At 51.1% G+C, this 12,041-nt stretch carries 11 protein-coding genes; 8 read left to right on the top strand and 3 right to left on the bottom strand.

Going from position 1 to position 12,041, the window contains the following annotated elements; translation table 11 throughout:
• Positions 1-6: 6 nt before the first annotated feature.
• Complete coding sequence (locus BLP55_RS16780; RefSeq protein WP_139149601.1) at positions 7-207, bottom strand: hypothetical protein; 201 nt, start codon at positions 205-207, stop codon at positions 7-9.
• A 195-nt stretch (positions 208-402) separates the two neighbouring features.
• On the opposite strand from BLP55_RS16780, the gene trhO reads away from it, so the two are divergent.
• From trhO to BLP55_RS04240, 7 genes are all read left to right on the top strand, one after another.
• Positions 403-1,779 (top strand): oxygen-dependent tRNA uridine(34) hydroxylase TrhO, encoded by a 1,377-nt coding sequence (trhO, locus tag BLP55_RS04270; RefSeq protein WP_091141101.1) that lies wholly within the window; start codon positions 403-405, stop codon positions 1,777-1,779.
• A gap of 159 nt (positions 1,780-1,938) precedes the next feature.
• On the top strand, positions 1,939-3,387 hold the full coding sequence (gene ricT, locus BLP55_RS04265; protein WP_091141100.1) for a PSP1 domain-containing protein: 1,449 nt from the start codon (positions 1,939-1,941) through the stop codon (positions 3,385-3,387).
• Positions 3,371-3,850 carry a gliding motility lipoprotein GldH gene (locus BLP55_RS04260; protein WP_091141099.1) on the top strand — a complete coding sequence of 160 codons (480 nt, stop codon included), beginning with the start codon at positions 3,371-3,373 and terminating at the stop codon, positions 3,848-3,850. The genes ricT and BLP55_RS04260 overlap by 17 nt, the downstream gene beginning before the upstream one ends.
• 1 nt (position 3,851) lies before the next feature.
• Positions 3,852-6,146: a penicillin-binding protein 1A gene (locus BLP55_RS04255; RefSeq protein ID WP_091141098.1), complete on the top strand. Its 2,295-nt coding sequence runs from the start codon at positions 3,852-3,854 to the stop codon at positions 6,144-6,146.
• Between the two features lie 395 nt (positions 6,147-6,541).
• Positions 6,542-7,243, top strand: a complete 702-nt coding sequence (locus BLP55_RS04250) for a CoA transferase subunit A (RefSeq protein WP_091141097.1) — start codon at positions 6,542-6,544, stop codon at positions 7,241-7,243.
• Positions 7,244-7,285: 42 nt separating this feature from the next.
• A complete protein-coding gene (locus BLP55_RS04245; protein ID WP_091141096.1) occupies positions 7,286-8,206 on the top strand; it encodes a hypothetical protein in 921 nt (306 codons plus the stop codon).
• Positions 8,207-8,211: 5 nt separating this feature from the next.
• Positions 8,212-8,871, top strand: coding sequence for a 3-oxoacid CoA-transferase subunit B (locus BLP55_RS04240; RefSeq protein WP_091141095.1), 660 nt, complete (start codon positions 8,212-8,214; stop codon positions 8,869-8,871).
• Positions 8,872-8,951: 80 nt separating this feature from the next.
• On the opposite strand, the gene BLP55_RS04235 is transcribed toward BLP55_RS04240, so the two are convergent.
• Positions 8,952-9,404 carry a DUF1569 domain-containing protein gene (locus BLP55_RS04235; protein WP_091141094.1) on the bottom strand — a complete coding sequence of 151 codons (453 nt, stop codon included), beginning with the start codon at positions 9,402-9,404 and terminating at the stop codon, positions 8,952-8,954.
• Positions 9,405-9,588: 184 nt separating this feature from the next.
• Between BLP55_RS04235 and BLP55_RS04230 the strand changes: the two genes are divergently transcribed.
• Positions 9,589-10,488 carry a T9SS type A sorting domain-containing protein gene (locus tag BLP55_RS04230; RefSeq protein WP_091141093.1) on the top strand — a complete coding sequence of 300 codons (900 nt, stop codon included), beginning with the start codon at positions 9,589-9,591 and terminating at the stop codon, positions 10,486-10,488.
• Here BLP55_RS04230 and BLP55_RS04225 read toward each other — a convergent pair.
• A complete protein-coding gene (locus BLP55_RS04225) occupies positions 10,485-11,924 on the bottom strand; it encodes a nucleoside recognition domain-containing protein (RefSeq protein ID WP_091141092.1) in 1,440 nt (479 codons plus the stop codon). The genes BLP55_RS04230 and BLP55_RS04225 overlap by 4 nt on opposite strands.
• Between the last annotated feature and the right edge of the window lie 117 nt (positions 11,925-12,041).

Here is a 12,041-nt window from a genome sequence, read left to right as displayed (position 1 = left end):
GGACGGTTACTCGGCGCGTTCGGCCTGTTTTGGCGCCTCGGGTTGGGCAACGCGGTCGTCGTAATAGCCGTCGTAGTAGCCGTCATAATAGCCTCTGAAGCCATCGTCGTCGTCGCTGCAGGAAACGACCAATCTGCCGGCAATGAACAGCCCTGTGGTGACGAGCATCGTTCGGGCCGAGCTTCGCAAAAATTCTCTTCTTTCCATGGTTTTTCGTGTTGGTTAAACTGTAACATAAAGTACATCAATTCGATGGACGTGGCCGTTATAGGTTTACCGATAGGGTTTACATAATCCGACCAAACCGCCAAAAATCGGCACTTGTTAAAGGGTAGACACAAAAAGATCTTTTTTCCCTACCTTTGCCTCGAAAATAATTCTTACCCTTAATTTGTTTATAGCATGCAACTGTACAACACGTTAAGCGCCGAGGAACGGGCCCGTCTGATAGACGACGCCGGAAAGCAACGACTTACCTTGTCGTTCTATGCCTATGCGCGCATCGAAAACCCTACCCAATTCAGGAACGAACTTTTTATCGCGTGGAACCCGCTAGAGGTTTTGGGCCGCATTTATGTTGCCCACGAAGGCATCAACGCGCAGCTCAGTTTGCCCGCCGATCATTTCTACGAATTTAAAGATACGATCGAGGCCTACGATTTCATGAAAGGCATCCGTCTCAACGTGGCCGTCGAACAGGACGACCATTCGTTTTTGAAGCTCACGATCAAGGTGCGCGACAAGATCGTGGCCGATGGATTGGAAGACGATTCGTTCGACCCGACCAACATCGGCGTACACCTGAAAGCCAAAGAATTCAACGATTTGCTCGAAGATCCGAATACAATTGTCGTCGACATGCGCAACCACTACGAGAGCGAAATCGGGCATTTTACGGGTGCGATTAAACCCGATGTGGACACGTTTCGCGAGAGTTTGCCGATCATCGAAGAACAACTATCGGAACACAAACAAGACAAAAAACTACTGATGTATTGTACGGGCGGCATCCGTTGCGAAAAAGCGAGCGCCTACTTCAAACACAAAGGTTTTGAAAACGTTTACCAGCTCGAGGGCGGCATCATCGAATACACGCGCCAGGTCAAGGCCGAAGGCTTGCAAAGCAAATTCATCGGCAAGAACTTCGTGTTCGACCACCGTTTGGGCGAAAGAATTACCGACGACATCGTCTCGAACTGCCACCAATGTGGCAAACCGTGCGACAACCATACGAATTGCGCCAACGAGGCGTGCCATTTGTTGTTCATCCAATGCGACGAATGTGCTTCGACCATGGAAGGTTGTTGTTCGACCGAATGTGTAGACATCATCCATTTGCCCGAAGCCGAGCAAAAAGCGTTGCGCCGCGGCATCAAGAACGGCAACATGATTTTCAAGAAAGGAAAGTCGGATGTGTTGACGTATAAAAATTCGGCGACCGGCATCACCGGAACCGCGCCGACCACTTTAGAAAAAAGAGTCAGGAGTCAGGAGTCAAGAGTCAGGAGTCAAGAGTCAAGAGTCAAGAAAAAGCCGATTGGAAAGGGCATCCATTTTTTTCCGAAAGCGTCAATCGGGCAATTTTTCCTCGAATCGGGCGAATTAAAGCCGGGCGATACAGTCCTGATCTCGGGCCCGACAACGGGCGATCAACAGTTGACGATTGCCGAAATGTTTGTCGATGATGCGCCCGCCCAAATCGCGACGTCCGGCGATATTGTTTCGTTTAAGGTGCCGTTTCGTATCAGGCTTTCGGACAAATTGTATCTGGTTGACTGATTGGTCGTAAAGTCTTAAGGTCGTAAAGTCTTAAGGTCGTAAAGTCATAAAGGCGCGAACAGTTCACGTCTTTATGACTTTTGTCGTTCGACTTAAAACACTATCTTTACGCACTAAACAAATACGAACTTAAGCTGCGCAAGCGGCACTACATATACAATGGCATGTACAAGTTGCTCAACCTCTACCGGCGGTGCGCCGAAAGGTTGTAAGAACAATGGCACTTGCGGCACCGACAGTTGCAACAAACTCACGGTGTTCGACTGGCTCTCGAACATGAGCCTGCCCAACGGCGAAGCGCCTTTTGACTGCGTCGAGGTACGTTTCAAGAACGGACGCAAGGAGTTTTACCGCAATACCGAAAAGCTTTCGCTGAGCATGGGCGACATCGTGGCCACCGAGGTTTCGCCAGGGCACGACATCGGCATCGTAACGTTGACCGGCGAACTGGTCAAGATCCAGATGAAGAAAAAAGGCGTAAATCCCAATGCGCCCGACATCCATAAGATTTACCGCAAGGCATCGCAAAAAGACATCGATATTTGGAGCCAGGCGCGCGACAAAGAAGAACCGATGAAGGTGCGCGCACGAGAACTGGCCATCATGCAAAACCTGCAGATGAAAATCTCGGACATCGAATTCCAAGGCGACGGATCGAAGGCAACGTTTTATTACACAGCCGAAGACCGCATCGATTTTAGACAATTGATCAAGGATTTTGCGCGCGAATTTTCGACCCGTATCGAGATGAAGCAGGTGGGTTTCAGACAGGAAGCCGCCCGACTCGGCGGTATCGGATCGTGCGGACGCGAGTTGTGTTGCTCGACCTGGCTGACCGATTTTCGCAGCGTGAACACGTCGGCGGCACGTTACCAGCAATTGTCCTTGAATCCGCAGAAATTGGCGGGCCAGTGCGGCAAACTCAAGTGCTGCCTCAACTACGAACTCGATACCTACATGGATGCGCTGCAGGATTTTCCCGATTTCGACACCAAGCTACAAACCGAAAAAGGCACGGCCGTTTGTCAAAAACAGGACATCTTTAAAGGGCTGATGTGGTTTGCCTACACCGACAATTATGCGAACTGGCACATGCTCAAGATCGAGCAGGTCAAGGAAATCATTGCCGAGAACAAACAAAAAAACAAAGTTTCGTCGTTAGAAGATTTTGCGTTCGAGATTGAAATCGAACCGGTACAAAAGTTCAGCAACGCCATGGGCCAGGAAAGCATCACGCGTTTCGACCAACCCAAGCGCAAGAAAAGCCGAAACAAGAACAAAAACAAACAAGGTGCCGAGGCACGTGGCGATGGCGGCAACCGCGAAGGAAACCCAAGAGGACGCAACGACCGGAACCGCGGCGAACGGCAGGAAGGGCAACCTACCGAAGCGCGAAACCAGGGCGAAGCCAAACCGAATCGTCCGCAAGGCGAGCGTCAGCCGAACGCCAACCGCGAAAACCGTCCGCAACGTCCACAAGGCGAGCGCAAGCCGGAAGACAACACCCCGAGGGCCGAGGGCCAATCGGGCGAACGTTCGAACAGGAACAGGAACAAGAACCGAAGAAGGGGAAACAACCCGAACAAAGGCAATGATGCTACGAGTTAGTATAGTTTTGATGACATTGGTCTCGCTGGTCTCGTGCGACAAAAAGCGGGTGTTTGACGAATACCATTCGGTTGGTAAATCATGGCACCAGGACAGCATCGTGCGTTTTGATTTGCCCAAATTCGACACGACCAAGCATTACAACATGTACCTGAACGTACGCGACAACAACAATTATCCGTTCAGCAATTTATTTTTGATTGTGTCGTTAGAACAACCGGGCGGGCTCACGACCGTAGACACGCTCGAATACCAAATGGCGGCGCCAGACGGTACGCTGCTTGGCGAAGGGTTTACCGATGTCAAAAACAGCAAGCTCGTCTACAAGGAAAATGCGACGTTCAAAGACGGCGCCTACAAAGTACACATCCGACAGGCGGCGCGCCAAACGGGAAAAGTGGCCGGCGTAGAACGGCTTGAAGGCATCACCGAAGTGGGATTCCGCGTCGAAAAAATAGAATAATATGGCCCAAAAACCAAAAACCACCGAAAAAGACCTCGTCTACTACAAAACGCTGTTCTGGAAAGTGTTCCTCTATGGCATGGGCGCCTTGGCGTTGTTCTTCCTGCTCGCTTCTTGGGGCGTGTTCGGGTCGATGCCATCGTTCGAAGATTTGGAGAATCCCGATTCGAACCTGGCCACCGAAATCATTGCGTCAGACGGTGTGACCATCGGTAAATTCTACAACGAAAACCGTACGATGGTCAAATATTCCGACCTGCCCAAACACCTGGTCGATGCGTTGGTGGCCACCGAAGACGAACGGTTCTACGAACATTCTGGCATCGACGGACGCGGTACGCTTCGCGCGGCCTTGAGCCTTGGGACCAGCGGCGGCGCGAGTACGCTCACGCAACAGCTCGCCAAATTGTTGTTCCACGGCGAAGGTTCGAAATTCTTTTTGTTCCGCATCGTACAAAAAGCCAAGGAGTGGATCATCGCCATCAGGCTCGAACGCCAATACACCAAAAACGAAATCATCGCGATGTATTTGAACAAGGCCGATTTTGTGAACACGGCGGTTGGGATCAGATCGGCGGCCAAGGTTTATTTTGGCAAAGAACCGCGCGATTTGACGATCGAAGAAAGCGCGATGCTGGTGGGGATGCTCAAAAACCCGTCGTTGTACAACCCGGTGCGTCGCATCGAAAAAGTCACCAACCGACGCAACACCGTGCTCGGACAAATGGTCAAGAATGGATTCCTCGAAGAATCGGCCAAGGCCAGCTTGTCGCAAAAACCAATCGTACTCAACTTCAAACCCGAAAGCCACAAAGAAGGTTTGGCCACGTATTTTCGCGAATACCTGCGCGACTTCATGGGCAAATGGGCCAAGGAAAACAAAAAAGCCGATGGTTCGGAATACGACATCTACAAAGACGGACTCAAGATTTATGTGACGCTCGATTCGCGTATGCAGCAATATGCCGAGGAATCGGTTTATGAGCACTTGGCCAACCTGCAACAGGAATTCGACAGCGAACAAAAGAACAACAAGAACCGTCCGTTTTTGCGTTTGAACGAAGAAGAAACCAACCGATTGATGCGCAAGGCGATGAAAAACACCGACCGTTGGCGCGAAATGGAAGGCCAGGGCAAAAGCGAAGCCGACATCATAAAATCGTTTGGCGTCAAGACCAAGATGAAGATTTTTACCTGGAAAGGCGAACGCGACACCGTGATGACCCCAACCGATTCGATACGCTACTACAAAGGGTTTTTGCAGTCGGGTGTCATGGCGATGGAACCGTCTACAGGACACATCAAGGCTTGGGTGGGCGGCAACAACTACAAGTATTTCCAATACGACCACGTAGGACAAGGTGCGCGCCAGGTGGGCTCGACATTCAAACCGTTTGTGTATGCGACGGCCATCGAACAGCTCAACATGTCGCCGTGTGATTCGATCATCGACTCGCCGTTCACGATCCCGAAAGGCCGCCACAACGTGACCGAAACCTGGACACCGCAAAACTCGAACGGCGAATACCGCGGTATGGTCACGCTCAAAAAAGCATTGGCACTGTCAATCAACACCGTCTCGGCCAAACTCATCGACAAGACCGGGCCCGAGCCTGTGGTAGAACTCACGCACAAACTGGGCGTACATTCGGAGATTCCTGCGCAGCCATCGATTGCGCTTGGTGCCGTAGAAATTACGGTGCAGGACATGGTGGCCGCCTACAGCACTTTTGCCAACGAAGGCGTGTACATCAAGCCGCAATTCATCACGCGTATCGAAGACAAGAACGGCATAATCATCTATGAACCCGTTCCCGAATCGCACGACGTGTTGAACAAAGACATCGCGTTTGCGGTGATCAAATTGTTGCAAGGCGTCACCGAAAGCGGATCGGGCGCAAGGTTGCGTACGCAAGGCGGCGGACACGGTTACAACCGCGTCACGGGCTATCCGTATGTGTTCACCAACCCGATTGCGGGCAAGACCGGAACCACGCAAAACCAGTCCGATGGTTGGTTCGTGGGCATGGTGCCGAATCTGGCGACGGGTGTTTGGGTAGGTTGCGAAGACCGCTCGGCGCGTTTCAAGTCGCTCGTGTACGGGCAGGGCGCTACGTCGGCGCTCCCGATTTGGGGCCTGTTCATGGAAAAATGTTATGCCGATAAAGAGCTCAATGTGTCCAAGGCCGAATTCGAACGACCGAAAAACCTCGCGATCAAGGTAGATTGCTGGGTGCCGGTCAAGGATACGACCGATGCGGAATTTGAGCAGGATACGGATGAATTCGAACTTTAAGTCGAAGGTCAAATGTCGAAAGTCGAACGAGTGTTCGTTGGACATTCGACGTTCGACGTTCGACGTTTGACAGACTGCGTTAGATTTGATATTAAGAGGAAATGATATAGAGGAGAATGTCTAGCAGACATTCGGTTTAGCCCAGTGGGCTTCAGGTATAAAAACTTGAACTAAGCTAAGGACGTTCCGAGCGGAGCACATTACGTTCGCGTTAGGGATTACTTCACTGAATTAATATTTTTGATAGGTGTTCAGTGAACTTCGTTTGCAGCGGAAATCCTTTTAAATGAAGCAGCGCGGAATTTAAAAGATTGTAGCGGATAGCCCGACCCGCAGGGTAACGCCCACCCGAGGCGAAGCCGAACTGTTCGAAGCGCAGCGAGAAAAATAAAAACATGATCAACAAAAAAGTAAACTCAGTACAGGAAGCGCTGCAAGGCGTAGAAAGCGGCCAAACCATCATGCTCGGCGGTTTTGGGCTCAGCGGGATTCCCGAGAATTCGATTGCCGAACTGGTGCGCCTTGACGTCATAAATTTGACGTGTATTTCGAACAACGCAGGCGTAGACGATTTTGGGCTTGGCCTGTTGTTGCAAAAACGCCAGATCAAGAAAATGATTTCGTCGTATGTGGGCGAGAATGCCGAATTTGAGCGCCAGATGCTTTCGGGCGAACTCGAAGTCGAACTCACCCCGCAAGGCACGTTGGCCGAAAAATGCCGTGCGGCCCAAGCTGGGATTCCTGCTTTCTATACACCAGCCGGTTACGGTACCGAAGTGGCCGAGGGTAAGGAAGCGCGCGAATTTGGCGGCAAGATGCACATACTCGAGCACGCCTACCAAGCCGATTTTTCGATCGTCAAGGCATGGAAAGGCGACGAAGCGGGCAATTTGATTTTCAAGGGAACCGCGCGCAATTTCAACGCGCCCATGGCCGGAGCTGGAAAAATCACGATTGCCGAAGTCGAGGAATTGTTGCCCGTGGGTAGCCTCGACCCGAACGAAATCCACATCCCGGGCATCATGGTGCAGCGCATTTTTCAAGGCGAAAAATTCGAGAAGCGCATCGAACAACGCACGGTAAGAACCAAAATGTAACGCTATTTTATGACTCTTTTTTACAATTCAAGAATTCTTGTAATGACTTTTGCCGCGCTTGTCTTGGCAGGATGTAGCAGCGACAGCGACAACACGCCGACGGTCAACCTCCCGGTTTGCGAAAATGTATCGGGTTTTACCGTGGCGCAGCAGGGCGAATTTGTCGATGTTCAACTCAGCGGGACCAACGAGCCTTTGAACTACGAACTGTCGGTGGTGCCGGCGGGCGGCTCGGGCGGCCCTGAAAATGGATACATTTACCCGTTTACCGAAACCAGCAAACGTTGGACGGCAACCGAACTCAATATTCTTCCGGGATACACCTATTACATTTATGTGCGTTCGGCCTGTTCGGACTCGTTCAAGAGCAACTGGACGGCGGCGCAGGCCTTGTCGTTCGAGGACTATTGCCAAGGCCCGACCAACCTTGTTTTTGCGTACCACGGAGACGGATTTGGTTTTGGGTGGACATATACAGATGAACAGACCTCCCATTTCCAAGTGAGCTACGGCCCGCAGGGAACGGCCGCAGGCGCGGGAATTTTGGTGCAAACCAACAGCGACCACATTGCCCCTGCGCTCGAAGGAGGTGCCACCTATGATTTCTACGTACGCTCTTTTTGCAGCGGCGGCACGGGTTGGAGCGCCTGGAGCGGACCTTATACTTATTTTGCCGAAACCGACCTCAACATGTGCACCCAACCTTCGAACGTGCAGTACACGCAACTCAGCGCGAGTCAGGCGAATTTCACCTGGGACTACAACGGCCAAACACAATTCGAATATGCGCTTGTGAGCGGCTCGCAAAGCATCAACACGGCAACCATTTACGAAATCGGGATCTTTGGCACGCCTACTTTTACGGGTATGTCGAATTGGGCGCAATACACGTTTTATGTGCGTGCGGTTTGTGCCGATGGCGCGCGTACCCCGTGGACAACGATACTCGTCGATTTAAACTAAATACTATGGCACTCGGTAAAGAACAAATCGCAAAACGCATCGCCAAGGAAGTCAAGGACGGTTACTACGTGAACCTTGGCATCGGCATCCCAACCTTGGTAGCCAACTATGTACGCACGGATATTTCGTTAGAATTCCAGAGCGAAAACGGCGTGCTCGGCATGGGCCCGTTCCCGTTCGAAGGCGAAGAAGACGCCGACGTGATCAACGCCGGAAAGCAAACCATCACGACCTTGCCCGGCGCGAGTTTCTTTGATTCGGCTTTTAGCTTTGGCATGATCCGCAGCCAGAAAGTCGATTTGACGATCCTGGGCGCGATGGAGGTGGCCGAAAACGGCGACATCGCCAACTGGAAAATTCCCGGAAAGATGGTCAAGGGCATGGGCGGCGCGATGGATCTGGTGGCTTCGGCCGAGAACATCATCGTGGCCATGATGCACGTCAACAAAGCCGGCGAATCGAAAATCCTCAAGCGTTGTACGTTGCCGCTCACGGGCGTGGGCTGTGTCAAAAAAGTAGTGACCGAATTGGCCGTGATGGAAATTACGCCACATGGTTTCAAGTTGTTGGAACGCGCGCCCGGCGTTTCGGTCGAACACATCGTGGCATCGACCGAAGCCGATTTGATCATCGAAGGCGAGGTGCCGGAGATGGTGATCGAGTAGAAACTTCCAAAATCCAAAATCCAAATCCCAAATTCCAACCGTTCAAATTGGAATTTGGGATTTGTTATTTGGAATTTCCTTTAAAGCCCGAATTGCTTCAAATGATGGTCGAGGTGTTTGTACTGCAAAATGCCCCACTCCTGGTCGTTCATCGTACCAAAAAAAGGATGCTTTTTATTGATGATGACTTTTGGGCCGACTGTCCCGAATTTTTTGATGCTGTCGGCCAGCACCTGTTTCTCTTTCTCGAAATCAGGGTGATGGGTGATCTTGAACTGCGGCGCAGTCGGTAAATTTTTCTTGAATTCGTCTTTCTTTAAAAAACTTTCTTTGGCCATGCGTCCGAACAAAAACCCGATGAGGCTTCGGTTGAGCATGAGCTTGCCATCGGCCACGTCGAGCGGCTTTTGACAATGCAACACCATTTGCGCGGCGTCCATTTTACCCCAAAGCGGCGTGGTTTGGGCGGTGAGTTGTTGCAATCGGTCTTGGAGCGACTGGTTGGCTTGTAGATCGAAAATGTCTGTTTTCATGTGATTTTTGATTAATGATTGCTATTTAGTAGTACGAATCTGATATTGTTACAGCGCAAATGACATTTTATCGGGTTTACGCGGTAGTTGCAGAAAAAACTGGGTGATTAGCCGCATCCTGCGTAACATTGTATCGGAATTGACGCAAATATACGTCTTTTTCAGGTCACTAAAAACGCACATCATGAAAGCCAAACTCCTTTTTTTCGCGCTCTGGTTTGCTTGTTTTTTTAAGGGCGTATCGCAAGAATACCACCCGTTGCTCGAACAACCCACCTGGGTGGTTTACGATTTAGTTTCTTGCTGCCGACCGCCCATCACCAAAGTCATCGAGGCCGGGACCGATGTGGTCATTGGCGATCATACCTACAAGAAATTTGTCGATCCTTTTCCGCAATGGAGCGTTACCCCTGTGGTGTTGATGGATACGATTTACCTGCGCGAAGAAGTCGAAACACGCAAAGTGTACAAGATCGTCAACGGGCAGGACGAACTGCTCTACGATTTCAGCCTCGAAACCGGCGACGAGATTACGCTCAAAGGCGTAGCGTTTTCGGTAACCGCCGACGAAGTCCTTGTCAACGACGGCCCGCGCAAACGGCTGGTACTTGAATCGATCCCGCTGTTCAACGGCGGCCATGTTTACCAAACCTGGATCGAAGGCGTGGGTACCGACGCGCATCCGTTCTACCCCGATTTCTTTATGTACGCACCCGTTTATTCGAGTGGCGGTGGCTATCGCGTGTACACGCGTTGCAGTTTCCAGGGCAGTGCGCAGGTGTTTGGCGATCCCGAATATTGTGGCGATTTCGCGCCGTTGGGTGTTGTAGAAAATCTTCGGCCTACAGACATCGTATTTTCGCCCAATCCTATGACACAAACATTGACCATCGATAGTGCCGTTACACTCGAAAAAGCTTCATTGCATTTGTACGACGCCAACGGCCGACGCATCAGAACTGTAGTAAACCTCAACGGGAAAAAGGTAACAATCGCGCGCGAAAACCTGGCAAGCGGCTGGTATTGGGCCGAACTTCTTCAAAACGGCGCCACGCTAAAATCAAGCAAGATCATCGTCGATTAAAAGAACCAGCTCGCGACGAAAATGGCCGCGAACACACAAATCAAATCAACCAGCAACATGGTGCCCAGCGTGTACCGCGTGTTCTTGATCTTGACCGATCCGAAGTATACGGCGATCACGTAAAACGTAGTCTCGGCGCTGCATTGGAAGATGCAAACCAACCTTCCCGTAAACGAATCGGGGCCAAATGTGCGCATGGCGTCTATCATAAAGCCGCGCGAGCCGCCCGACGAAAACGGCCTGAGCATGGCCACGGGCAACGAATCGGTGACTTGTTTGCCCACACCCATTTGCGAGAACGCAAACGAAATCCAATTGCTGATGATCTCGAACAACCCGCTGTTGCGGAACAGCGAAATCGCGACGAGCATCCCGAGTACATACGGAAAAATCGTGATTCCGGTCTTGAGCCCGTTTTGCGCACCGGCCACAAACGTATCGAAAATGGTGGTATCTGCGGCGGTAAAACGCTTTTCGCGCATCCACGAAAAAACAAGGGTAAATCCGATGATCCCCACAAGCATCAAGCCCGAAAGGTTTGACGTAAAGTAATTTTTACCGATCAAATCGAGCGCGTTGATGTAAAACAACAACCCGACGATCGCGCCAATAAGCGCCATCAGTCCCACGACCAGCGACACGCTTTTGAAATTGATGCGCTGGCGGATGCCCACGATCAAAAAGGCAGCGACCGTCCCGATGAACGACGTGATAATACACGGCAGCATTACATCGGCGGGATTGGCGGCGTTCTCGGCCGCGCGGTACCCGATGATCGACGTTGGGATCAGCGTGAGTCCGGCCGCATGCAAACACATGAACATGATTTGCGGGTCGGAGGCTTTGTCTTTGTCGGGGTTGAGCTCCTGCAGGCTTTGCATCGCTTTAAGCCCGAACGGTGTCGCCGCCGAATCGAGTCCGAGGAAATTGGCCGCGAAATTGAGGGTCATGTAGGAAATCGATTCGTGGTTTTTGGGCACGCTCGGAAAAATCTTCACAAATACCGGACTAAGCCCCTTGGCCAACTTTTCGGCCGCGCCCGAGATGATCAGCAGTTCCATGAGTCCGCAAAAAAAAGCGAGGTAAGCGATGAGCGGGATGATCAAATCGAGGATGGTGTTCTTACAAGTGGGCAGCAATCCGTCGGATTTTTGGACGCCGCTGTAAATCTTGACCGTCTGGTTTTTGTACACATAAGTCGTGTCGGGATCGCTGGTGATTTGATCGATGACGAGCGTTTTGTCGGGTGCTTTCTCGATGCTGTCGGCTACGAACCTCGGCACCTGATTGAGGTATTTTTCGGCCACCTGGATAGGTTCGTCTTTTTTGCCGTTGAGGATGAAATCGATCGTATAATGGTCGCCGACAAACAGTCCGATGATGATGAACGCAATCGACGAGATAAAGATCGCCAGCCAGAATCTACTTAAAACCATGCTCGATATTTTTCGTAAATGTAACGCTTATCGGTTGCGATTCGAAATTTTTTATCGGTTTATAGGATTCGCCACACAAAATGCGCAACCCTACGTTAATTTTTTATCTATAATGAG

Source organism: Flavobacterium caeni, from assembly GCF_900101895.1.
GTDB lineage: Bacteria > Bacteroidota > Bacteroidia > Flavobacteriales > Flavobacteriaceae > Flavobacterium > Flavobacterium caeni.
Note: the sequence above shows the minus strand (reverse complement) of the source record. Positions and strands in the feature narration are given on the sequence as shown.

Excerpts from the sequence above, each read along its gene's own strand:
- BLP55_RS04245 (WP_091141096.1), top strand. The coding sequence starts at position 7,286 with ATGACTTTTGCCGCGCTTGTCTTGGCAGGATGTAGCAGCGACAGCGAC.
- BLP55_RS04235 (WP_091141094.1), bottom strand. The coding sequence starts at position 9,404 with ATGAAAACAGACATTTTCGATCTACAAGCCAACCAGTCGCTCCAAGAC.
- trhO (WP_091141101.1), top strand. The coding sequence starts at position 403 with ATGCAACTGTACAACACGTTAAGCGCCGAGGAACGGGCCCGTCTGATA.
- BLP55_RS04230 (WP_091141093.1), top strand. The coding sequence starts at position 9,589 with ATGAAAGCCAAACTCCTTTTTTTCGCGCTCTGGTTTGCTTGTTTTTTT.
- BLP55_RS04255 (WP_091141098.1), top strand. The coding sequence starts at position 3,852 with ATGGCCCAAAAACCAAAAACCACCGAAAAAGACCTCGTCTACTACAAA.
- BLP55_RS04240 (WP_091141095.1), top strand. The coding sequence starts at position 8,212 with ATGGCACTCGGTAAAGAACAAATCGCAAAACGCATCGCCAAGGAAGTC.
- ricT (WP_091141100.1), top strand. The coding sequence starts at position 1,939 with ATGGCATGTACAAGTTGCTCAACCTCTACCGGCGGTGCGCCGAAAGGT.
- BLP55_RS04225 (WP_091141092.1), bottom strand. The coding sequence starts at position 11,924 with ATGGTTTTAAGTAGATTCTGGCTGGCGATCTTTATCTCGTCGATTGCG.
- BLP55_RS16780 (WP_139149601.1), bottom strand. The coding sequence starts at position 207 with ATGGAAAGAAGAGAATTTTTGCGAAGCTCGGCCCGAACGATGCTCGTC.
- BLP55_RS04260 (WP_091141099.1), top strand. The coding sequence starts at position 3,371 with ATGATGCTACGAGTTAGTATAGTTTTGATGACATTGGTCTCGCTGGTC.
- BLP55_RS04250 (WP_091141097.1), top strand. The coding sequence starts at position 6,542 with ATGATCAACAAAAAAGTAAACTCAGTACAGGAAGCGCTGCAAGGCGTA.